General features: G+C 36.3%; 13 protein-coding genes. 6 read left to right on the top strand and 7 right to left on the bottom strand.

The genetic code is table 11. The features are described from left to right. Positions 1-320 precede the first annotated feature (320 nt). The 6 genes from J7E44_RS04005 (at position 321) to J7E44_RS03980 (ending at position 11,977) form a co-directional block, all read left to right on the top strand. The gene (locus J7E44_RS04005) at positions 321-3,362 is read left to right on the top strand and encodes a SusC/RagA family TonB-linked outer membrane protein (RefSeq protein WP_214825839.1); all 3,042 of its coding nucleotides are present in this window, start codon (positions 321-323) and stop codon (positions 3,360-3,362) included. A gap of 17 nt (positions 3,363-3,379) precedes the next feature. Then, positions 3,380-5,443: a RagB/SusD family nutrient uptake outer membrane protein gene (locus J7E44_RS04000; RefSeq protein ID WP_214825837.1), complete on the top strand. Its 2,064-nt coding sequence runs from the start codon at positions 3,380-3,382 to the stop codon at positions 5,441-5,443. 201 nt (positions 5,444-5,644) lie between these two features. Then, the gene (locus tag J7E44_RS03995; protein WP_214825835.1) at positions 5,645-7,747 is read left to right on the top strand and encodes a bifunctional aldolase/short-chain dehydrogenase; all 2,103 of its coding nucleotides are present in this window, start codon (positions 5,645-5,647) and stop codon (positions 7,745-7,747) included. 143 nt (positions 7,748-7,890) lie between these two features. Continuing rightward, entirely contained in the window at positions 7,891-9,171 is a 1,281-nt protein-coding gene (locus J7E44_RS03990) for a sugar isomerase (protein ID WP_214825833.1), read from the top strand. Between the two features lie 269 nt (positions 9,172-9,440). Then, positions 9,441-10,826: an FGGY-family carbohydrate kinase gene (locus J7E44_RS03985; protein WP_214825830.1), complete on the top strand. Its 1,386-nt coding sequence runs from the start codon at positions 9,441-9,443 to the stop codon at positions 10,824-10,826. A 2-nt stretch (positions 10,827-10,828) separates the two neighbouring features. Next, positions 10,829-11,977, top strand: a complete 1,149-nt coding sequence (locus tag J7E44_RS03980) for an alpha-hydroxy acid oxidase (protein WP_214825828.1) — start codon at positions 10,829-10,831, stop codon at positions 11,975-11,977. Positions 11,978-12,104: 127 nt separating this feature from the next. Here J7E44_RS03980 and J7E44_RS03975 read toward each other — a convergent pair whose 3' ends face one another. The 7 genes from J7E44_RS03975 to J7E44_RS03945 form a co-directional block, all read right to left on the bottom strand. Continuing rightward, the gene (locus J7E44_RS03975; protein ID WP_214825826.1) at positions 12,105-12,548 is read right to left on the bottom strand and encodes a nuclear transport factor 2 family protein; all 444 of its coding nucleotides are present in this window, start codon (positions 12,546-12,548) and stop codon (positions 12,105-12,107) included. Between the two features lie 114 nt (positions 12,549-12,662). Then, positions 12,663-13,709 (bottom strand): GntR family transcriptional regulator, encoded by a 1,047-nt coding sequence (locus tag J7E44_RS03970; RefSeq protein ID WP_214825825.1) that lies wholly within the window; start codon positions 13,707-13,709, stop codon positions 12,663-12,665. A gap of 233 nt (positions 13,710-13,942) precedes the next feature. Continuing rightward, positions 13,943-15,349, bottom strand: a complete 1,407-nt coding sequence (locus J7E44_RS03965; RefSeq protein ID WP_214825823.1) for a pectate lyase family protein — start codon at positions 15,347-15,349, stop codon at positions 13,943-13,945. Between the two features lie 238 nt (positions 15,350-15,587). Continuing rightward, on the bottom strand, positions 15,588-17,723 hold the full coding sequence (locus J7E44_RS03960; RefSeq protein ID WP_251040469.1) for a hypothetical protein: 2,136 nt from the start codon (positions 17,721-17,723) through the stop codon (positions 15,588-15,590). 7 nt (positions 17,724-17,730) lie between these two features. After that, complete coding sequence (locus J7E44_RS03955; RefSeq protein ID WP_214825821.1) at positions 17,731-21,297, bottom strand: DUF4450 domain-containing protein; 3,567 nt, start codon at positions 21,295-21,297, stop codon at positions 17,731-17,733. Position 21,298: 1 nt separating this feature from the next. Next, positions 21,299-22,699 (bottom strand): glycoside hydrolase family 28 protein, encoded by a 1,401-nt coding sequence (locus J7E44_RS03950; protein ID WP_214825819.1) that lies wholly within the window; start codon positions 22,697-22,699, stop codon positions 21,299-21,301. 543 nt (positions 22,700-23,242) lie between these two features. Further along, entirely contained in the window at positions 23,243-26,011 is a 2,769-nt protein-coding gene (locus J7E44_RS03945; RefSeq protein ID WP_214825817.1) for a M4 family metallopeptidase, read from the bottom strand. Positions 26,012-26,066: the final 55 nt, after the last annotated feature.

Raw genomic sequence — 26,066 nt, 5'->3', positions numbered from 1 at the left:
ATCATTCATATTCAATATACAGTTTAGTTTTTGTAAGGCACTGATTTTTTCAGTGTCTTTTTTTGTGTTGATGGATATCCGACGTTCCCGATAAATATATTCGCAAACAATTCATAGAGTGATTTGGGTTTCAGATTTCAGAGTTTATTTAAAGATATTTAAGCAAATTAATAATATTTATAAAATTTGAACTAAGTATAATTATACATTATTAGGATGGGTTAAGTATTTTATAATTAATGCAGGATATTGCAGGATGCTAAAAATTTGGTAACTGTGTAGATTGGGACATAATAATTAATGTTACTAAAATTTAATATATGTCTTTGATAATTAAACACAAGAATATAAAGCGAATAGTGTTTCCCGCATTTATGCTTTCAACAAGTTTTGTCTGGGGGCAAAAGACTGTAAATGATACTGTGAAAAGCACAAAAGATATTGAAGAAGTAGTGGTTATTGGTTATGGTAAAGTTAAGAAATCAGATTTAACAGGATCGGTGGCTTCAGTATCTGCAAAGGATTTAGCAGCTACACCAGCAATGAATGCATTACAAGCCTTGCAGGGAAGGGCTTCAGGATTAAATATCGTTACTGCAGGTGGTGCTCCGGGAGCAGGTGCCAACATTACGATTCGTGGTGGTGCTTCTATTACTCAGGGTACAGAACCGCTTTACATTGTAGACGGTTTCCAGCTGGATAATGCATTAAACATCATTAATCCTAATGATATCGAGAGTATTGATGTATTGAAAGGAGCTTCTGCCATTGCCATTTATGGTGCCCGTGGTTCCAACGGTATTATCGTTATTAAGACAAAAACCGGAAAAAAAGGAAGAGTAACCATCAACTATAATTCTTTCATGTCTTTTGATATGCTTTCAAAGAAGTTGGATATGGTTTCCAATGCAGAGCAATATGTGAAATATCAGTATGAGTTAGCTCAATTAGGAGGAAATGCAACAAAATGGAGTAATGTATTTGATAATAGTTTAGGAACAGATTCTCCGGGATTTTATACAGGTGCATTTAATAGGATCGGCAACCGGTATGGATCAGCACCAGTATTAGACTGGCAGGAAAAAATGCTTGGTGGAACAGGACTTACGCAGAATCAAAATGTGAGCGTTTCGGCAGGTAATGATAAAACACAGGCATTTATCAGCTACAACTACAACAAACAGGAAGGTTTATTACAAAACTTTAATGAGACCAGAAACTCATTACGAGCTAATATTAATTCAGAACTGTATAAAGGAATACGTTTAGACTTCAGTTCAATGTTTACTTCAAATTCTACAAACGGAGGTGGGGCCTATTCAGGAATGAAAAAGATATTGCTTCAACCTATTACAGGAGGAACATTATTTACACAGGATCAGTTATTTAATACTCAGACTTTCCCAGATTACTCTGCATTGGATTCGAGTTTTGATACAGAAAACCCATATATAGAAACGGCAGCATCTACTCAAAACAAACGGGCAAGAACATTTTTAGCTAATGTAGGTCTTGAATTTGATTTGTTGAAAGATTTTACATTCAGAACTGCAGGATCTTATAACTGGACGAACACTAAAGCAACTTCATTTTCAGATAAAAATTCCCGTGCATATCTTACAGATCCTATTAATACAGGAATCAACGGAAGTATTGGGAATTCTGAAGCATACCGATATCAGATCACAAATACATTGACCTATAATAAGGCTTTAGGTGAAAAGCATAAACTTACTGCTTTAATTGGTAATGAAATAATCTATCAGGAAACTGAAAGTAACAACATAACATTGATAAAGTTTCCTTCCATCTTAAATTATGGATTAGATGATATATCTAATGCTACCATTGCCGATAAAGATACAGACAGATCTTCACTCAGCTTACTTTCATACTTTGCCCGTGTAAATTACAATTACGATAATCGTTATTTATTAACAGGTACTATTCGTCGTGATGGATCCTCAAAATTCGGTCCTGATAACAGATGGGGTGTATTTCCATCAGTAGCTGCCGCGTGGAGGGTTTCAGAAGAAGGCTTCTGGAAAAATTCTAAAATCAAAAATTATATCAATGATCTGAAGTTCAGATTCGAATATGGGATCGTAGGGAATAACAGTATACCAAATAACGTATTCAGAACCAATGTGGTAGGGACCGATTATCCTTTGAATAATACAGTGGGTAATCTTGCTCTGGTAACAAGTAGTGTTTTGGGTAATCGTATTGTACAATGGGAAGAAATGAGATCTACCAACATTGGGGTAGATTTGGCTTTATTTAATAATAGAATAAAATTAACTTCTGAATTTTATAATAACAATGTAAGCAGTATGTTACTGGAAACTGTACTTCCTGCCTCTACGGGATATAAGAGCAAGTTTGTAAATATCGGTTCTATGAAAAACACCGGTATGGAGTTCACGTTAAACTCAATAAATTTAAAAACTGAAAACTTCAGATGGTCTACCGATGCCAATATAGGTTTTAACAAGTCAAAAGTATTGTCTCTTGACGAGGGAAGAACCTTTAGAACATTCAGTGTAGGCAGCAACAGAGCAGGTATGGTAACATATTATGCCACAGTTGGAGAAGAATTAGGGGATATGTACGGATATGTTTACCAGGGAATTTACACGACTGATGACTTTAACCAGGATGCAAACGGAACATTAACCTTAAAACCGGGCGTTGTGAAACCAGCATCGGGAACTCCTAAACCTGGAGATATGAAATTTGCCGCAGATAATGAGGCTGGAGATCAGTTTACAAGAAAGCTGGTGAAAATAGGTAACGGTACGCCTGACTTTATTGGAGGTATCAGTAATAACTTCTCTTACAAAGGTTTTGATCTTGCAGTATTTCTGAAGTTCAGCGTAGGTGGTGATATTTATAACGCAACTAAACAAAGTTTGAGTCCTTACGGGATGTATCAGAATGTTCCTTCAGAATTCGGAAACAACTATTATCATTTGATCGATCCTAATACGGGACAGGCAACAACGAATTTGGTGAGATTAAAAGAACTTAATCCTAATGAAGATTCAAGCTTGTGGAGTTTAAGTAATACAAATACTGCTAACATAACGTATCCTTCTTCATATTACGTGGAAGATGGCTCATATCTAAGGATTTCCATGGTAACTTTGGGTTATTCTTTTCCCAAAGAATTTTTGAACCATATTAAATTGACTAATGCGCGTATCTATGCTACAGTTAATAATTTAGCAACTATTACAGGTTATTCCGGTTTTGACCCTGAAGTTTCAGCGGCAAGCGGCGTTACAGTTTCTCCTGGATATGATAATTCTTCATTCCCAAGATCTAGAAGCTATGTTTTAGGGATCAATCTTACTTTCTAATATTTAAATGTTCCATCATGAAAAATATATTCAATAATCATAGTTTTATTAAAAAACTAATCATCGTTCCATCAATCTTAATTGCAGGATTGGGTGTCAATTCCTGCAGCGAGGAGTTTTTAGATCAGCCTGCTTATAATTCATCTGATACAGAATCGGTGTTTACAAATTTAGACACCGCAGACGCTTTCGTTCAGGGTCTTTATAGAGGTCTTGTTCCTACCGAAATGTTTTACCAATTGGGAGCAGGAGATACGGTTACTCATTCTGCTGAAGACGGAACAACTAATAATTCCAAATACAACATCTGCAACTATCAGTATGATGCCTATACTCCGAATACTGTTACAGGAATATATTCTGCAATGTATGCGGTTATTGAGAGAACCAATATTGCTATCGACAGGCTAGGTGAGATGGCTGTAAGTCCAAAGCGTGATGCCTTACTGGCAGAATCAAAAGCAATTCGTGCATTTTGCTACTACAACCTAATCAGAGTGTATGGCGACGTACCAGCCATTTGGATTCCTTTAGAAGATGCAGATCCCAATGATCCGAATACATTTTACCCGAAACGGTCTTCCCGAGACGGAATATATGACCGCATCATCACCGATATTCAAGAGTCAGTAAACAGTTTACCGGCTTCGAATGGATCACCGGAGAGATTAAACAAGCAGTCAACCAATGCTCTTTTAGCAAGAATTGCCCTGTATGCTGCAGGATATTCTCTTCGTTGGGACTTGAATACCGGATCTGCGGGTACAATGTCTCGTCGTCCCGATAATAACAGGGTTCAACAACTGTATCAAATTGCAGATCAAGCAGCAGCTTCTGTAATTAATGGAGGTACTAATAGCTTGGTACAGGCTCAGGGAGGGAAAAGTGGTTTCGAAGCATTGTGGTTTAATTTTGACAGAAGAAATTTTGCAGCTGTAAATCAGGAGATGCTTTGGCACATTGCTGAATACGGTCCAAATACCAACTCGGCATTCGGAATATATGCGCATCCCGGTTCCAGAGGTGGTACCTATGGTTCTCGTAAAGCATTACAGTTTTTACTTCCAAGTTATTATCTTTCTTTTGATAAGACAGATAAACGTAGAGATGTGGCTTGTACTTCTTACAGTATTTATTTCTTAAAAACAGGTTCTGCAACCGATACTTGGGTAGATGTAGGAACTACATATTCTTGTATTATGCCGGGTAAGTTCAGAATTAGCTGGTGTGTGGAGCCACAAGCTGCAGATGCACGTAACTTGAATATTCCTATTATTCGATATGCTGATGTATTATTGATGTATGCAGAAACACAAAATTATTTAAATGGAGGACCAACTGCTGCAGGTATTACAGCTTTAATGCAGGTAAGAAATCGTGCCGGAATTGGATCATTACCTGTTCCAAGTGGTCAACAGGCTTTTGAATCAGCAATTGTTCAGGAGCGTAAGTGGGAATTTTCGGATGAATTTATGCTTCGTACCGATTTAATCAGGATGAATCGTATTGCTAGTGAAATTGATGCTACAAGACAGGCAATGAAAAACTTATCTGATCGTACAGGTCAATTCGCATCAACACCAATTTACAGGCTTTACAAATATCACAAGAATGCACAGGTTTATGGAGATCCGTTCTTAGCTGTTACTTATATAGATTTAACAGATCCTGCGCAGATTGCACAAGTGCAGGCTGTGCCTACCAATTCATCAGGATATGCAGCCTATCAGACGACTCTGAAGAATATAGCATTAGCGAACGGGGAAGCTTCAACAGCAGAAGACAAATGGTATCCTGCCAATATGTTCCAGGCATATACGAGTACCTTTAACGGTAATGCAAGAAAAGCGGTAGGTTTTGTTGAAGGTTTTAATCAGCTTCAAATCGGAAATATCATCTACACAAAACCAACTGGTTCATTTGAAAACGGAGGAGCATATCCAAACTGGATCGAGGGCGGAGGCGAAGGTCTTTTCTATGGATTTGTACCTAATAAAACGGAATTACTTCCGCTTGCAGCGCAGTCTGCCGGTCATCCGCTGGTTGATAATCCTAATCTTACTCAACTTCCTGGATACTAGTGAATAACAACATAATCATTGAAAATAAATTTATAAATAAACTCAACGGGATTGTATATCAGTTGTAAAGATGAATTGAGTTACAATGGAATTTAAGTGTTAAAATATCTTTAAATAAGGTGTTCATCAGTATAGTACGGGATACTGAAAAAAATATAACAATCTAATTTTGAGTTAAAATTCAGAAACAAAAGAAAACAAATGGAAAATGTAAAAACATTTAAATACGTAGATTATTTATGGGATGAAAACAAAGCAGCATCTTTAAAAGATGATCAGGTCGCTTTATTTTTATACCGTTCAAACATATTAGGGGCAGATTTAAGAATCACGAATTACGGAGGTGGTAATACGAGCTGCAAAACAATTGAAAAAGACCCCTTGACGAACGAAGAAGTTGAGGTAATGTGGGTAAAAGGTTCAGGTGGTGACATTGGAACATTAACACGTAAAGGAATAGCCGGATTGTACACAGAGAGATTGAGAAACTTAAAAAATGTTTACCAGGGTCTGGCAGATGAAGACAGAATGGTGGGATTATTCAATCACTGTATTTTTGACCTTGACAGTAAAGCTCCCTCCATAGATACACCATTACATGGCTTACTTCCATTCAAACATATTGATCACCTTCATCCTGATGCTTTAATTGCTGTCGCTGCAGCAAAGGACAGCGAAAAAATTACCAAAGAAATATGGGGTGACACAATGGGTTGGGTTCCATGGCAGCGTCCGGGTTTTGATCTGGGACTGCAGTTGGAAAAATGTTTAGATGACAATCCGGGAATCCGCGGGATCATTTTAGGGAGCCATGGATTATTTACATGGGGAGATACTTCCTATGAATGCTATATTAATAGCTTAGAAGTCATCGAAATGGCTTCCGAATATATTGCTAAAAAAATAGAAGAAGACGGGCAGGTTTTCGGTGGACAGAAAATTGAATCCCTGCAGGCTGATGAGCGTAAGAATAAAGCGGCTCAACTCATGCCGTTATTACGTGGTCTGGCTTCGTCTGAAAATAGAATGATAGGTCATTTTACTGACAGTGATGCCGTATTGGAATATATAAACAGCAATGATCTGGAGCGTCTGGCACCAATGGGAACATCTTGTCCGGATCACTTTTTACGTACCAAAATTCAGCCATTGATTCTTAATCTTTCGACCAACGAGGATCTTACGGATTCTGCGGCTATTCTTGCTAAATTAAATCCTCTGTTTGAAAAATACAGAGAAGAATACAAGGAATATTACGAAACCTGCAAGCATCCAAACAGTCCCGCAATGCGTGATCCAAACCCGGTGATCATTATTTATCCGGGGGTAGGGATGTTCAGTTTCTCTAAAGATAAACAGACCACCCGTGTGGCAAGTGAATTTTATGTAAACGCGATCAATGTGATGCGTGGAGCAGAAGCCATTTCTGAGTATACTTCTTTACCAAGACAGGAAGCATTTGATATTGAATACTGGTTGCTTGAAGAAGCAAAATTGCAGAGAATGCCTAAAGAGAAACCTCTTTCCCGGAAAATAGCTGTTGTTACAGGAGCTGGTGGTGGAATAGGACAGGCAATTGCAGACAAAATGGTTCAGGAAGGTGGAGTAGTTGTTTTTACAGATTTGAATCAGGAAGCATTAGATTCTGTTACGGCAAAATACAGCAAAGATCAGGCGGTAGCTGTTCCGTGCGATGTAACCAGTGAAGATGCTATTGCAAATGCTTTTAAAGAAGCAGTTCTGGCATTTGGAGGAGTAGATATTATTGTTCATTCGGCAGGTTTGGCAATTTCTAAATCTCTGGAAGATACCACAACAAAAGACTGGGATCTCCTGGAAAATGTTTTGGTAAAAGGTCAGTTTTTAATGGCAAAAAATGGTGTTGAAATAATGAAGAAACAGGGATTAGGGGGTGATATTGTAAATATTGCAAGTAAAAATGGCCTGGTTGCCGGACCTAATAATGTGGCGTATGGAACTGCTAAAGCGGCTCAACAGCATATGACCCGACTATTGGCAGCGGAATTGGCAACGGATAAAATTCGTGTCAATGTCGTTAATCCAGATGGAGTTATTGTAGGAAGTAAGATATGGGAAGGTTCGTGGGCAGAAGGTCGTGCTAAAGCGAATGGAATTTCTGTAGAAGAACTGCCTGCATTTTATGCAAAGCGAAATTTATTAAACGAAATCATTCTTCCTGAAGATATTGCAAACGGTGTTTTTGTATGTGTAGCTATTTTAGATAAAACGACAGGAAACATTATTAATGTAGACGGAGGGATGGCAAATGCATTTCCTAGGTAAATATTATTCTCAAAAGTATATAATTTGGTAAATTTAGAGCCAGTTTTACTGGATCTGCAATGAATTAATTTAATCTTTGGTTTGAATAAGAGTAAACCTTAAAAGTTTAAATGTTTCAATTAAAAAGTTTTAAAAATCAAATCATGATTATAGGAAAAGATATCATTGAACAAAATAATAAAGGAGAAGTTGAAAATTTCAATTCAGATTTTGATTTTCTACAAAATAAATTAACAAAATCAGGGTTAAATGTTGCAGAGGTAGTCAATAAGATTGCCGATTTTCAGGTGGCAATTCCAAGCTGGGCTTTAGGAGCAGGCGGAACCCGTTTCGGAAGGTTTTCTTATGGTGGTGAACCGTCTACTTTAGAACAGAAATTGGATGATGTAGGCTTGATTCACGCTTTAACGCATTCTGCAGGAGCTGTTTCACTGCATATTCCTTGGGATATTCCGGGTGACGTAAAAGCAATAAAGGAAGTCGCGGCTTCTCACAATCTTGTATTTGACGCAATGAATTCCAACACTTTTCAGGATCAGCCGGGAGCACAAAAATCATATAAATTTGGTTCTCTGAACAGCGTGAATGAAGATTCCCGTGCTTATGCAGTGGAACATAATAAAGAAGTTATCAGAATTGGAAAAGAACTGGGTTCTAAAAGTTTAACCGTTTGGTTGGCAGATGGCTCTAGCTTTCCAGGTCAGTTAAACTTCCAGACTGCCTTGTCTAAAACTGAGCAAAGTCTAAAAGAAATTTATGGCGGTTTGCCTGAAGACTGGAAACTGTTCATCGAGTATAAGCCTTATGAACCTAACTTTTATTCTACAACGATTCAGGATTGGGGAACCTCTTTGATGTTGGCAAATGCCTGTGGAGAAAGAGCTTACACTTTAGTGGATTTGGGACATCATTTACCAAATACCAATATTGAACAGATCGTTGCTACTTTAATGTACCAAGGGAAACTAGGAGGCTTCCACTTTAACGACAGCAAATATGGAGATGATGATTTAACCGTAGGATCGATCAAACCTTATGCATTGTTCTTGATTTTCAATGAGCTGGTATATGGAATTGAAAACAATCCTCAAAATCCTTATCCGGCATGGATGATCGATGCTAGTCATAATATAAAAGATCCTTTAGAGGATTTAATACAATCTCTTGAAGCTATTTTAATTGCTTATGCCCAGGCACTTCTTGTAGATCAAAAAGCATTAAAAACAGCACAATTGGAAAATGATGTAGTGCTCTCTCAGGAGATTTTACAGAATGCATACAGAACCGATGTACGCCCATTGTTAAAAGCTGCAAGGCTGCAGACTGGTGCAGCTCTGGATCCGATAGCTGCTTACAGAAAACTAAAGATAAGACAGCGTTTAATTACCGAAAGAGGTTTAGAAACAAAAGCAACCGGATTATAAGACTTATTTAAATTTTGATAATTTCAACTTTCAGGTGCAATCGAAAGTTTAATTATATGTATCCTTATTTTTTACCGTTAAGGTAGAGTGTTTAGTATTAAGCGAAACTTCATTTATTAAGAAAATTATTGGATTTTTTTCTTATTCTTCCTTAATTGCTAAACACTCCTTAATGGTCTTTAAAAGAATATTTAATAAAATTTAAAAGCGTGCACAGATCTTAAAAAACCGATTTGTACTATAAATACATAATTTAATTCATCTCGAGAATGTCCAAAAAAAAGGTAACCATAGTATTTGATATTGGAAAGACCAATAAAAAGTTCTTTTTATTTGATAAAAATTATAAAGAAGTTGTTCGTGAGTATACAGAACTACCGCTCACCACAGATGAAGATGATTATCCTACAGAAGATCTTGCAGCACTGCAAAACTGGATCAAAGATAATTTTAATGCCATTCTTGACGATGAAAATTTTGAAGTAAAAGCGATTAATTTCTCCAGTTATGGAGCAAGTTTGGTGCATTTGGATCACAAAGGAAATGTTTTGGCTCCACTGTACAATTATACCAAACCCATGGATCAGGAAATACTGGATTTGTTTTATGAAAAACATGGGAGCAAGCTGAAAATTGCACGCGAAACAGCATCACCGCAATCAGGGATGCTCAACTCAGGGATGCAGTTGTTTTGGCTGAAGTACAAACATCCGGAAACATTCAGAAAGATCAGGTACAGTCTTCACTTGCCTCAATATTTATCTTATCTGTTTACAGGGATTTGTGTGTCGGAATTTACTTCAATAGGTTGTCATACCAATTTATGGAACTATGATAAATCCGATTATCATGACTGGGTGTATGAAGAAGGGATCGATGTTTTACTGGCACCCATCGTTCCAACTTCAGCAAGCATAAATACTTCCTACAGAAACAAAAAAATTAAAATAGGTGTTGGAATTCATGACAGTTCTTCAGCATTATTGCCTTACATTTTAAGTAAAAAAGAACCTTTTTTATTGCTGTCAACAGGAACGTGGAGTATTTCTTTAAATCCATTTAATGACGAAAGTCTTACCGATGAGGATATCGAGAACAATTGTCTGAATTATATGCGGATCGATGGTAAACGCGTAAAAGCTTCCCGCTTTTTTATGGGAAATGAATATAAGATTCAGGTAGAAAAATTATGCGCTTATTATGGAAAAGAATATGGTTTCCATAGAGAAGTACATTTTGATCAGGATGTGTATTTGCGTTTGATGAAAAATAAGAATATTTATTTTCGGTTTGAAGGAATTATTTTAAAACGAAAAATGATCACTGAAACAGATCTAAAATCATTTGCAACTTTTGAAGAAGCCTATCATCAATTGATGATAGAATTAATGGATCTGCAGATTCATACCATTAAAAATGCAATAGGAAATTCAGAAATTGAAACAATCTACATTGATGGCGGATTTACGGATAATGATGTATTTATGAAACTGATGTCTCATCATTTCCACCACTACAGCGTGATGTCAACGCATTCACCACTAGGCTCTGCATTGGGGGCTTCTATGGTAATTTCTAACAAGAAAATAGATGAAACCTTTTTACAACAGCATTATCAGATGAAAGTGCTTCAACCTTTAATTCTTAATTTATAATCATGTCATTTCCATTCGATACCCGATATGCTTCCCTTGAGCTTCTGATTGAAAGGGCAAAAAAAAGAATGCCCCGTTTCGCTTTTGAATATCTGGACGGAGGCTGCAATGAAAACATAAACAGAGACCGGAATACATCTGAGCTGAGAGAAGTTCTTCTTCGTCCACGCTATTTGAATAATTACAGTGAAACCAGTATGGAGACCGAATTATTCGGTGTGAAATATTCTGCGCCTTTTGGAATCTCACCTGTCGGTTTACAAGGATTGATGTGGCCTAATGCTCCGGAAATTTTAGCAAAAGCAGCTTTCAAACATAATATTCCTTTTATTTTAAGTACGGTAACGACCAGCAGTATTGAAAGAATTGCAGAATTAACGGAAGGAAAAGCCTGGTATCAATTATACCATCCAAGGGAAGAATGGCTGCGTGATGATATTCTCAACCGTTGTGAAGCTTCCGGATATGACGTACTCGTTGTTTTAGCAGATGTTCCTACTTTTGGTTACCGGGCCAAAGAAATCCGAAATGGTTTGGCAATGCCGCCTCAGATTAATTTTAGAAATGTTTCTCAGGCTTTGGTAAAACCACAATGGGTAATGGAAATGGTAAAGCATGGTGTTCCCCGTTTTGCAACCTTGGATAAATACATAGATAAGAGTATGGGCGTAAAGCAGTTGGGGCAATTTATGAACTCTACTTTTTCCGGCAGGCTGAATGCAGACAGGCTAAAAGTGATCCGTGATCAATGGAAAGGTAAATTAGTGATTAAAGGAGTTGCGTCTGATGAAGATGCTGCTGAAGCAGTACGTCTGGGATTTGATGGAATGATTATCTCCAATCATGGCGGAAGACAGCTGGATGCCGGGGAATCTACCATTGCGGTAGTGAAGGAAATTAGTGAAAAATATAAAAATCAGATAAAAATAATGATGGACAGTGGTGTAAGAACAGGTCCGGATGTTGCCCGTGCTCTCAGCTGTGGTGCTGAATTTACATTTATGGGAAGAACATTTATGTATGCAGTGGGTGCTTTGGGTGAAAAAGGGGGCGATCACATCATTGAAATGCTTAAAATGCAGTTCAGACAGGTAATGGAACAGCTTTGCTGTGAAAAACCGGAAGATCTGCAAAATTTTAGAGTGAAATAAAATCTTTAAGTCTTATTAATGCTCAATAAAAAAAACTAAATGGGCTTTAACCAAAACTTAGAATAAATTCTAAATAAAAAATTCGCAAAGATAGCTTTGCGAATTTTGTTTATCATAATCTTGATACTTATTTTTTCTTTTCAGATTTTACTGCCTGTCTGGCCAGTAATTTCCAGTCGTTTTTGGTTTTTACCCAAACCAGTAATACATCCAACGTTACATCCCCTGGAGTTTTTCCAAAGTCAGCAGTTGTTGCATAAAAATGGTGACGGACAATCGCTGTGTTACCAACAAGGTCGATGCTTTGATTGGTAATATCAATGGTTACAAAATCTGATTTTTTACTGACTAATTTCTCGACAAATTCCACTGCATTGTCAATGTGACCTCCCGAATGTCCATAAGTTAATCCCGGTAAGATCAATGATTCTAATGTTGGTTTGTCACCGCTTATCATGGCCGATCTTAACTTTTCAGCGGCTTCAGTAACAGCATCTTTATCATTCTTTTTCTGTCCTGACAAAGCAAGTACCATGAAGAAAGCCATGGCGAAAATTAATTTTTTAATCATAATTAAATAAATATTTTTTAGTAGGTTTTAAATGCTGTCTATAATTTAATTGTTAGAGGTGTTAATCTAATGACAAGCGCAATCGATTGCATTATTTAAAAAAAATAAATGACTTTATAAAGAATCCCTTTGAATAAATTTAAAGACATTGTTGACCTGTTCCCTTTTATTTTTCAGGATCATGTAGGCAGCAGATTCTCCCATTGCTTTAAAATCTGTAGTAATCACTGTGATTCCCAGCAATTCTTTAAGAGGAGTTTCATTGTAGGAAATAATTCCGATGTCTTTGCCCAGTTCAAGATTTTTCTGTCTGATCTGCTTCACCAAATTAACAAGATCCCGTTCGCGGATTGTGATGAAAATATCTTTTTCCTGTAATTCCATATCAGGATAAATTTCATCAAGGATTTCATAATCAAGTTTAAAATCTTTGCAGAAATTCTCAAAACCGCGTACAATACGGAAAGGATAGGGGTGGATTGATTTATCAGGATAGACTAAGATGATTTTCTCATATTTCTTTATCTTGTCTAAACCTTCCAGAAGGGCATTGTAAATATCATGTTCGAAATCCTGAAAAATAGTACCATATTCTCCTGAAACATTGGGTTTGGTATTGTCCAGCAACAGCAGTTTATTTTTTGGTATTTTTTCAATCATGTCAATCACTTCCTTTGTAGAGCTGGTATGTTTAGACTGTTCGTCCCGAAAGTGAGGCATAATGACATAGTAATCAAATCCGCCCAGATTCTTTTTCAAAGAATTAATGAAAAGTGTTTCATCACAATGGTAAATATACATCTCAACATTGCCTTTGGTACCGATTGCATTGACGAAGTAATTATAGATCATCATTTTATAGGTACTCGGTTTGTTGATCAGAAAAAAGATATTAATAATATCATTTTTATTGATACGTGAAATATAATATCCTTTACCTTTTACGGATTCTATGATCTGTCTTTTCCTCAATTCCTTATATGCTTTTTCCACAGTATCTCTCGAGAGAAAGCAGGATTCACTGAGCTCGTTGATGGAAGGAATCTTCTCTCCAATCTGAATTTCTCCACCATCTATTCCATTCAGAATAGAATCAACAATCTGCTTATATTTAGGAACTCTGGAGTGTTCATTGATCTGTATTTCAAATGTTTCTGCCATGTTTTTCAGATAGGATCGGTTAAAACGGTTTAAAGAAACTAATTTATAAAAAATTAACCAATGATCGTAAATAAGTCGTAAAATTTATGTCAATAAATCTATATTTATTTTTAATTAATTATAATAAGTCTGTATATATGAATATTTTACTAAAAAATCTTCATTCTGAATCATGTTGAAACAGAATGAAGACGAAAATATAAGTATTTAGATGTGAATAGTAAAGGTGATTCTTACTTCATAATGTTGTTCAAGTAAATTTCAATATTTAAATAATTTTTACAAAATTTACTAACCTTCAGGGCATCTGTTGAGTCTCGCGGATTAAGTCCCATATGAACTTCAACAGCATCTGGTATTCCATCTTTATCGCTGTCCTGAACGCTTTGATAAGCAGGGTAGTCTCCTAAACCACCGTTAGCAAGAGGAAGATTGTTTTCAGTGTACACATAGAGTCCCTGAGTTCCTTTGGAACTCACTTCAGAAATGATCAAGTTATCGACATCATCACGATGAGGAAAATTAGCTCCTGAATTTTGTATAACATGATAAAATGCTTGAGTAGCAGACAGGTTAGTTGCATTGAAAGGGTATGCAAATGGGCTGTTCATAAATTGAACCGGTGTATTTCCGGGAAATGCCGTTGTATTCTGAGGAACCAGATTTCCGTCCAAAACCCCGTTTTTATTAGAGTCGTAATAATTTCCCGATTGATATAAATGGAATGTGCTGGTACCTCTGCTGAATGGTGTCGATTGATTATCCACATTTAAAGGACCGGCAACAAAATAATTATTGATAATATTCACTTCCGAAATTCCTGCTGAATCACCCATAATATAGCCATCTCCAGAAACGGTATGCCCATAAGTATTTCCCAGGTTACCATAATTGTATATGACATTATTTACAAATTCATTCTTCCCTTTTACTTTAGGATTTCTTGTTTTGTTACTTTCATACAGAGATTTTAAAATACTGATATGCCCGTCGGTTGTCTGGATCAGGCCACCGGCAGAATGGTTGTGACGATGCAGACCCTGTGCTATAATAGAATTCTGTATGGTTATACTGTCGGGTTCAAACCCTTTATTATCCCAGTTGATGGAAAAAACTTCGTCGAGACCCCACGAAAAAGACATGTGGTCCAGCATAATATTTTTACCATTTGCTACTCCTGAAGCATCTGTATTCTTGGATAATCCGTTTACATTCCCCAGTCGGATTCTGAAGTATCTTGCAATGGTGTTATTTGCGCCCGTAAAGGATACTTTCTGGCCATAGAGAACGATTCCCTTCCCGGGAGCTGACTGGCCAGCTATGGTAAGATTTGGTGACATCGCTAAGGAAGATTGCAAATTGATAATACCACTTACAGAAAATACGATAAACCTGCCGGGCTGACTCACAGCGTCCCGAAAGGAACCCGGACCACTGTCATTCAGATTACTGACAATATAAACGCTGGGATTCGTCACCCCTCGTGCTCCTTTAGAAAATTTTCCAAAACCTTCCGCTTCAGGAAAAGCCAAAGCCCTTTCAGAATTGCAGCTTTCAGTAGTTGGTGGATTGCTGTGATCATCATGATTACACGATAACAGAAATAAAGAAAACAAAAGTGTTGTAGAAATTTTTTTCATGTTTAATAAGTTTTGATTTTTTGATTGTATTAAATTAAAAGCTTAACACCATAAAATCATCCTGCACTATGCTGTATTGTTAGTTTTATTGTTATTATCTTAAATATTATAATACAATTGCGAATAAGGATTGATTAATGTTTCTTTTTTGTGTTTGAATATTGACGAAAATATAATTTTAAGCATAAAAAAAGCCTGCCGTTTCCGGACAGACTTCACTATATATGAATGTGAGTTTTTAAGGCATTTTTTTGAAACCTTCTGCTTTTATTTTCCAGGATCCATCTTTCGGAAAACCGGGAAATTCACCTTTTGAATTATCCCAACCTTCCAGCATCATAGCAACAGTAGTTAAAACACCTCCGTTTCCGGGAAGATAGATACGCAGACGTTTATCCTGGTAGTTATGGCCGTTTTTCAAATAGGTATTGGTCTGAATGTTCATAAAAAGAGCATCCAAAGCTTTTGATGGAAGACCTAATCTTGCTGCATTCATGGCAGTCATCGGGAAATCCCAGCCCCAGGTATGTTCCCAATTCCATTTTTTCCAAACGGTATCCAACGTATTTTTCATAATTTTTTTGTCCAGTTTTGGAGATTCCGGAACCATTCCCAAGGCTCCGAGAACAGCTGGATGATCGGTCATCCATTTTTGAAAAGTATACGAATCTTTTGCAGATTCTGTAGCCAGATAAACACCATCCTGAACTGGAAGCGGAGATAATTTTGAAATGACGTCATCCCATTTTTTATCTCTCGGTTCTCCCAATCTTTCTTTCCATTGCTGTGCTGTTTTTAGTGCCCAATCCCAATAGGCCACTTCATAAGTTGGGTTGTAAGTATCCTTAGCCGGGAAAACTTCTTGAGCAGGGATCACTCCTTTGCCTAGATTATAACGGTTTTTTTCTTTATCATAGGTTGCAAAATCCGCCATAAAATCTGCCGTTGCAAAAATCAGGTCTTTATATTTTTCCAATACTTTTTTATCCTTTTTATCCCGATACAGCAGTTCCGTCATATAAATAATATGCGGTTGTTCCCAGATTAAAAAGGCAGCCACAGAAGAAGGACTTTCATTACCCTCATTATCAGACATTTTAATCCATCGAACACCTTTATATCCCTGTCTTTCAGCTAAAGCCTTTGCTTTTTCAAAAGACCTGAAATAATAATCCAGTTGCTTTTCCAAAATTTCGGGTCTTCCCCATAAAGCGTAATGTACACCATGCCACCAATGCATTTCTGTATGTGGTTTTCCATACCAGCTGTTAAAGGTTAAACCGGTTTCCTGTGGTGGATTGCTTCCTCCACACTGTACTTTGGTTAAATATTCTGAGAGAACAATTCTGCGTTCAAGTTCGTTGGCTCTCGGATCTGTGCTTCCATCAAAATCAACGGCTGCACCGCTTTCCCAGAACGATTTCCATCCTAAGGTACTTTCCCTTTCCGCATCAGTAAACAGACTTTTACTACTTTTCGGATCTTTAGCAGAAAATTCAATGCTCAATTCTATTTTTTTTGTTTTAGAAGAGGGTTCATACACGAAATAATGTTTTCCGGCTTCACGTAATATTCCTTCTGAAAAATAAAACTGAGTGTAATAATCAGAACTCTGTAACTGATGATGGATCAGTCCGGAAGTTGGCTGTGATGATAGAATTTTTGTTGTGTGATCATTTTCATTACCATAAAAAGCGGCATCATCTAAAAATTGACCGGTAGGAGAGGGATAACGTGTAAAAACCTTAAGCCTTTTTTGCGTGATCAGATCAGATTCAATTTTAACTCCGATTTTATCGGAATTCTGAAAAGAAGCGGTCTGTACTTTTACCACTGTTCCTTCCAGAGAAAATTCACTTTCTATAATTCCTGTCCAAAGATTAAGGGCTTGATGAATATTTTTGAGATCAGCTATTTTTGCTTTCTGACCGTCTTTTTTGTATAATTCAATACCCACATTTCCTAATTGCAATCGGTGTTGGTTTACACGATAATAATCAACGGCTTCTTTATTTCGTTCGGGTTCTTTAAGCTGTACACTGTATAGTGCCTTACGTCCGTCATTGTTAAAGTCATAAACTTTCAGGGTTTCATCAAATTTATAATTTTGAGGATTTGGAAAACTGTTCCATCCCCATTCAGACTGTGTGCCTAGGGAAACTCCGTTCTTATAAAATTCAGGAAATGACTGCATCCCGGTAATATCTACAGTATAAGCAAATTTTCCGTTGCCAACAGTCAAAGTAGATAATGTATCAATTTTTGTATTGATAATATTATGACGCCCGACAACCTTTTTACGATCAATTTTTTGAGCGTGTAATGAGGAGAATCCCATCAAAAACAGACCAAGATATACGACTAATTTTTTCATTATATTTTTATTTAAGGACAGTAGCACTCATCATTCCGATTACAACATCATTGCTCACTGCTGTTAATTTAATTGATTTCAATTCCTTTTTGGGGTCAATTGGCAGATCAAGAATGGTGGCTGCACCACCTTCGACTGCCCGATTGGTAAGTCCTTTTATTTCTGAATATTTCGTTAAACTTCCACCTTTATACAATAGGCCGGTTTTTAACTGTACCCGGTAGGGGATTTTATCATCCGGGATTTCAAAAGCAAAATTATCATCAAACAGATCCTGCTCAATCGGCCACCAGTTGACGGGGTTTTTTAGCTCCAAATTGGTGTACGAACCATCGGAATAATTAATTGTAATCATTCCATTTACAATCTGCGACTGCATTGGATTAGTAGAACCTGACAAAAGAAAATAGATCTTTTTACCCTTTCCTTTCAGTGGTATTTCAACGGATTTTGGATAATTATCCCATTGACTCGTAAAAACAATATTTTTTTCTTCGTTATTGATTAAAAAAGGAATTCCTAAAAACGTAAGCTTTTCATTTTTCCGAATGGCCATCAGTCCGGTATCATCAATTTGAGTGGTAGACAATGGATAGCACCAGTTTCCAATTCCCTGCCATGGAAGCTGAAGAGTAGGAACTGTTGGTCGGGGTGAAAGGTATTTTTGGTTAAAAATGTGGGTCACCCGATCATTATATTGTGACTGCAGTGAAATGGGATTAAACTCTCCTTTATTTTCAATCTCCCAATCTGTTATTTCTAAATTTTGTTTGATTCCATTGTATTCAAGTTCAACAGAATTAGTTCCTTTACTTAAAGTATTTGTCGGAATTTCAATGAATTTCATCTCATCTTTTTTAATAGAAAAAGCATGGGAAAAATCATTAATTTTCAATTTTCCACTAATCTGAATTGATGATTGTGATTGAATTTGCAGACCTTTCATTCTCCAATTAATTTCTAAAGGATATTGAATGTCAACATTTACAGGTTGCCACCATTTTGTTCCATTTTGCTCGAGTTGAACGAAAAAAGTTCCTTTCCGTTCTTCTTTTACTAAGTCAAGTTGATTTCCGTTTCTGAATTTTATTAATTCCTGTGGATCGTAAATCTGCTGAATCTTCTTTTTAGAATCTACATTAAGTTGAAGACTTTCAGAAATATAATTTATATAATCAGTCTTCTCATTTTTTAATTCTTCTCCTGAATAGGTAATTTCAATGGCAAAATCTTTTCCTTTTGCAGTCTCCAGCTTTATAACAGGTTGTGAAATAGAATTCGGTTGTATGCTCCAATGTATTTTTTTACCATTTACTTTTACAGATTTTATTTGGGTATGATTTATCGGAATTAACAAATCGAGTGAAACCACATTGGCAAAGTTTGATTTAAACCAATAATTCGTTTTTTTAGAATTTCTGCTAAATTTAAATTCCCAATCCGGAAGTTTCAATTCTGCAAAATTCCAGTCTTTTGGAAATCCCGGTTTTATGTTAATTTTATTTTCCAACAATTTTGGATAGACACCAAACAGGCCTTCTGTTAAAGTTCTTGCCGCAACTCCGATCGGATCTGCAAAATCCCGGTACAATTCACCACGAAAGGCATCATAATGGGATAACTGTTCAAAATTTCCAGGGCTGATTCCATAATACATACTTTCCATCAAATTACCTTTCCAAAGTTGGAATGCATCTTCGTTTCTTCCGGATTGCCAGTAAGCTAATGCGGTCTGCAGATTTTCTGCCAAGGCGACATTGTTGATAGACCAGGTGTATGGTTGCCAGTTTGTGGTTGCTAAAGTATAATAGTTTTTGGAAGCTTCACCTTTCACTGTTACCGGAATGTGTGGTATATAATTCCTGATATATTGAGTATTCTGATAATCTTCAAATTCATTTAAAATAAAAGCATCTGAAACGTGATAAATTGACCAGACTCCCGGTTTATCATGAAGGATTTTGTTACCCAAAGCATCTTTAAATTCAGCAAAATAACCATTCTTTTTTATCCAGAGTTGATCTTTCATTGCATTCAGAATTATATCAGCTTCTTTTTCATAAGGCGTTGGATCTGCACCTACTATTTTCGCTAATTTCGCCATTTCACGGTTGGCTCTATAATTATAGGCAGAAGTATGAGTGACACCACCACCAGAATATTGTAAGGCATCACTTGCCCAAATCGCTGCATAGGCATCGTAAAGGTTATTTCGTTTAAAATTTCGTTTTTCCCAATCCATATGGCGGACCATTGTCGGCCACATTTTCTTTAAAAACTCAACATCACCTGTATAGTTAAAATGAGAAAATATCTGGTCAAAGAAAACGAGATTCATATCATAATGATGGGGTTTGGAATTGTCATTGGGATTCCTTGAAATATATCCACTTGAAAATACTGAAGTTCCCATATTTTCTGCATGTCGAGCCAAATGTAAAAGGGTATCCATCTTAACAGGTGCTTTTTCAGGAACCAAAACCTGAGAGTTTGCATAACTTTCAAAATGCTCTTTTGCCCGGTCGTGCCAGCTGAGAACGTCTGCTGCATAAGCACCGCGCCATGCATTTAACCTCATTCTCCAGGCTATTGCTCCGTGGAGAAATGTAGGGCTTTCCCAAATGCCATCCGCAGCTATAGCAAGGGTAGCTCCAAAGCTATTCAAATCCAAATCCGGTGTTTTTAACTGAATCCGATTGGCCAATGCGGATCGGGCTTGTTCAGCTTCATCAAAAATAGCTGTAAAATGTTCTTCTGTGGTCGTTTCAGAAATTGATTCTCCTTTTGTAATCTGAATGTAAACAGGTTTTTTTTGTGCTGAATAGGTTGTGTAAATTACAGGAGATCGTTCAACCATATTTTGAGTAAGATCAGAAAGATTTTGCAGTGTTTTAGCATCAGCTAATTGTAATAAGTTGGTATTAGAAAAACTTCCATTAACAACTTGAGTTTCCTTTTTTTTGTTAAAGTAAGAGAGCTGGAATTGGTTTTTATTAATTTGAAATTTATTATCGATACAGTATTCAGGAAGTAAATAGAATCCTGATTCCGGATCAGCACCAATATCACCATTTCTACTGAAGGCTTTTCCGCTTGCTCCCCCATAAACAGCATAGATCTTGGTATCAGTATCTATATGATCCATTTCCATTTTTAAAATCAAACCTTCCTGCTTTGATTGAGCTAAAACAGTTAATTTTAAACCTCCATTCCCAAAAAGCGGATCTTTGATGGTATAAAGCATTGTTCCGGGGCGGTAGCGGGTTTCAATTTTTTCTGCCTGAATTAATTTTTTAATGGAACTTCCTTTCTGAATAACAAACTGAAGATTGCCACCCATTCCGGGGAAATACAAGGCAAATTCCGGCAAGTCACCAGCTTCTACGCGGGAAGCCAGGTGGTTTCCATAAAGTGCACGATTGAATCTGTATTTTCCATTGACCAATAAAAAATCACCGTTGTCTTCTTTATAATGCAGTTTCCGCTCACTTTTCTGCCAGTGTTTTGATTGGGAAAAAGAAAGTGAAAAAGCAGATAAGACGATAAAGCAGGCCAGAATTGATCTTTTTCGCATCTTATTTAAAATTGGTTACAGGTTGGCCATTCACAATGACATTTTTTAAAGTCACATTTTTTAAGAAATCAACTTTATAAGGAATTTCAACACCATTGATTTTAGCATTGATCATGGTGAAATCCGTTACAGGAGAAGTTTCATAAGCATCAGAAAGGACAGCATATTTTCCTCCTCCTTTCACCTCTAAGTTTTCTACCCTTATATTTCGAATCGTCGGAATAAAATTGCCGGGTTTTTCATAATGCATATTGAAACGGACGGCTGCTTCTTTATAAGAGCCAACTTTTGTGTTATAAAAAAATACATTTTCAATAATTCCACCACGGCTCGAACTGGTTTTAATACGAAGTGCTCTTTCAAGATTTTTACTGTCCATTACATTTCCTACTGCATAGATGTTTTTGGCACCACCTGCAATTTCACTTCCGATCACAACGCCACCATGTCCGTCTTTCATTTCGCAATTTTCAATGATATGATTTTCTGCAGGTTTTCCGATATCTCTTCCATCTTCATCTCTTCCGGATTTTATGGCAATACAATCATCTCCGGTATCGAAATAGGAATCTTTAATCCAAACATTTTTACATGCCTCCGGATCGAAACCGTCATTATTGGGACCATGACTTATTATTCTTACTCTTTCGATCAGAACGTTTTCACAAAGTACCGGATTGAGGTTCCACATCGGGGAATTTTTTACATGAACATCTGCCATCCAGAAATTTTTACTTTTGTAAGGCTGAACGAGATTAGGTCTTAAGTAATATCCATCTCCAAACACTCTTTCTCTAGGATCTTTTTTTTCAGCCATATATTGATGGAGCTTTGTACGTGCAGGTGTTTGCTTTCCGGGACGTGACTCATTCCAACCGTATTTTCTTGCACCACACCAAAACCACCAATGATCTTCATCTGCATTTCCATCTAATGTTCCTTTTCCTGTAATGGCGATATTTTCTTCCTCGTAAGCGTATATCAGTGATGAATAATTCATACATTCCATTCCTTCCCATCTTGTGAATACAATAGGATAATCATTACTGTCCTGACTGAACAAAATAGTTGCTCCCTCACTTACATGAAGATTCACATTACTTTTTAAATAAATGGCACCCGTCAAAAAAATTCCTTCTGGAACTACAACTCTTCCTCCTCCTTCAGAATTGCATCTTTCAATAGTTTTTCTAAATGCTTCAGTATTTTTTGTTTTTCCATCTCCAATGGCACCAAAATCAGTAATGAGATAATCTTTTTTTCTGAAGTTGGGTTTTATAATTTGTTTTTTTAATGCCTGAATTTCTTTTAGTGGCTCCTGTGCTGAAGTCCAGGCTTTATATTGAGCCGAGATCTGGATTGATAATAACAGTGCAAAAAGGAATAAAGCATACTTTTTCATAATATTATAAGATTGTTTAGTTTTAAAGAGGAATGCTATTCTATAGTTTTCTTTTCTTTTATCGCAATCTAAAATAATTGCAATTAGAAATTATCCTGCACTGTCGGCGTAACTGATTTCTAATTTTTTCTGAAATATATAATTTTTTATGTAATCGATTGCATTAATAAATAAAGAGAAATTAGATTTACCCAAATTAAACCATATGTAAGAACTCAAAATGTACTTTTTATAATGATTAATAAAGAATAAAAGAAATTTCAAAGGTCTGTTTTTTTAAATAGATAGAAGTTAAAATATTTATTTGTCCTACAAACTTTATCGGAAGTATTAATTTGCAATCTTTGGAATTTAAAACAGGGTTTGATAAAGATTAATTCTCTTTATTAAATGTTTTCATGTAAAAAAGGCAAAAATAAATGCAAAGAGTTTACTGAACAGTCATTACCTATAAGTTTAAAAAAAACAGCTGTGAAATTAATTTCACAACTGTTTACATCATTTTACCTGTTTAATCCTACAGGATTTTTTAAAAATCAGTGATTAATTTTTAATAATTTTTTGTGTGGTTTTTTCTTTACCATTATCTAATGATAGAATATAAACTCCTGAAAGCAATGATTCTACATCAATGGATTGAGATCTTGTTTCTCCTGATAATACCACTTTTCCAAGAGCATCAATAAGCTGATATTTGAACTCCGAACCGGAAGCAGATTTAATTTTAATTATTTCTTTTACCGGATTTGGATAAATACTGATGGTATTATTATCTGCTAAAGATTCAGAAACCAATGAGCTGATACCAGCAGATGAAGCTATTCTTAATGTATAATCTTCAACCTGACCGTAATCAAATGTTCCACATGATGAAGTTGGCAATGAATTGTATCTCATAATAACTCTCATTCTTGTATCACCTGTAATAGCTGTTGTGGGAATTGTTATATTTCCTGAAACAGGAGATGTTGTGCTGCCTGTTTTAGACCATGCTAATTCCCCAACATCAGTAAAGTCGCCGTCACCGTTATAATCAATATAAACAGCATAAGCTTCACTAAACTTATAAAATGACCAATATGGAGTTATAGTAATGGAATAGGTATTTCCTTTTGCAACATTTCCTATAGAAGAAGTAAAGTTTTCATATCCCGTTGTTCCTGTTGAAGCTTGGTTGATATTCGCAAATTTAACATTAGCAATGCGTTCATCTGAAGTAGAGTTTGCAGAAGAAGAACAGTAAGTTGTTGTCGTTCCACCTGATTGGGTAGTTACATTTACTGTATTACTAGCTGGAGAAACATTCCCTGCAGCATCTTTTGCTTTTACCGTAAAGCTATATGCTGTAGAAGGCGAAAGTCCTGTCACCGAATATGTTGTCGCTGTAGTAGTAGAACCTAAAAGACTTGTTCCTCTATAAACATCATATCCCGTTACGGCAACATTATCCGTAGATCCGCTCCATGATAATGCAGTGGAATTCTGTGTAGTAGAAGACGCTGTCAACTGAGGCGCAGTAGGAGCCTGAGTATCTGTTGTCGGGTTTCCACCTCCAGTATATGCCTGTCCTAGACCTACTGCATAAAATGCATTTTGAGTCGCTATATGTTCTGCCGAATCAGCACCAAAAAGATCTTTAACGGCTTGGATTCCATAGGTTAAAGCATTATTATAAGTGGAGTTGGATGTGAGATAAGAAGTCTCCAATCTATACACAATTTTCGCAGCTTTTTCAAATCCTATTCCCGTAACATTAAAGCTATTTCCAATATCATTGGTACCTGTACCACCCATTACCAAAAGATAAAACCAATAGTTCAGGACACCACTGTTGTAATGAACACCACAATTATCATTGGTGTTGGGGTTAGGAATACAATTGTTACTTGCATCTTTCCAATAGGTTCCTTTATAAGTGTCCGGTTGTTTTGATAATCCTGAGTTTGGATTACTAAGTGATCTTAAATAACTAGGAGATACTTTGGTAATATCTTCTCCAATTAAAAAGTTCTGTTTATCCGGTGCATATGTATTTTCAACCACGGAACCCCAGATGTCAGAAAGTCCCTCGTTTATAGCTCCTGATTCTCTTTGGTATACTAAATTGGCAGTTGTTTGACATACTGCATGTCCTAATTCGTGAGCTGTAACATCAAATGCACCAAGTGGTTTGAATGTACTTGCGCCATCACCATATACCATTTCGCTTCCTGTCCAAGCTGCATTTTCCCAAGAATTTAATACATGAACATAACTGTCAAGTACAGCACCCTGATTATCATAACTATTTCTATTGAAAGCTGTTTTGAAATAATCATACGTTTTTTCTACTCCCCAGTGTACATCCAGTGCCACATCATTACCGGTAGAAGAATGTTCTGCAGTGGTCCAGTTATTATCTGTATCCGTGATATTGTTTTTTACAAGGTTGGTATAATTCGCATTATTGTTATTATAAGTATTTACTCCACCACCTCTTGTGTTATCTTTTAATACATATTTATTATTCAAAAGAGTGGTTTCAATAGACTTTGATCCACTGTATTTTGTTTGGGCTGTTCCTGCAACAAAAATTGATGCAAAATCCTGTTTTGCCTGATTTTCTACTCCAATAATTGGGATGCTACTCAATTCTTTTCCATGGGCATTTTCTCCCGCATGTTTCATGATGGGATCATTAAGTATTATTGCTCCGGATTTTGCATCTACATAAACATGAGATCTTAAAAATGGTTCAGCTGAAAAAATATCAAACTTATATGATAATAAAAGTCTATACTTTCCATTAGAAGCCTCAACAGGGATTAAAACAAGTTCTCCTTTTGGCTGATACCCAATTTCTTTTCCATGCTTAGTTCCTGTCATTAAAGTTTTTGCACCCAGATGTTTTATGGCTTTTTGAAGTGCCACAGATTCTGAAACATCGGGTTGGGTATTCACATTGTCAGTATCATACATTTCACCGTTCATGCTTACCAGATTGCCTTTTATATAATGCAATATGTACTTGGCAAATTCAACTTTAATCCCATTGTGATAAAGCTGGTATTTTTCGTCCGAAAAATCACTGAACAGTTTTGCAGATTCCGTTTTAACCATTTCTGATCCTGCAGGGAGGTTTAAAAGCTCTGAGAAGAACTTTTTGTTGTCCGATAAGGCCAGGTCTTTAGCGGCTGTTCCTGAATTGAACTTAATGAATGATGATCTGCCATCATCACTATTGATCTTTTGCTCAACATACCTTTGAGCTTGTAGAGAAATACCACTTACTAAAAGTGGAATAAAAAACGCAAAAATTAATTTGTTTTTCATAAATAAAATCTTTTGTTTGGTTTGTTTATTAAAATTCAACAGTTAGAGTAAAAGT

Origin of the sequence: Chryseobacterium sp. ISL-6, from assembly GCF_018613715.1 — a bacterium.
Taxonomy (GTDB): domain Bacteria; phylum Bacteroidota; class Bacteroidia; order Flavobacteriales; family Weeksellaceae; genus Chryseobacterium; species Chryseobacterium paludis.
This window is presented reverse-complemented; position numbering and strand designations above follow the sequence as displayed.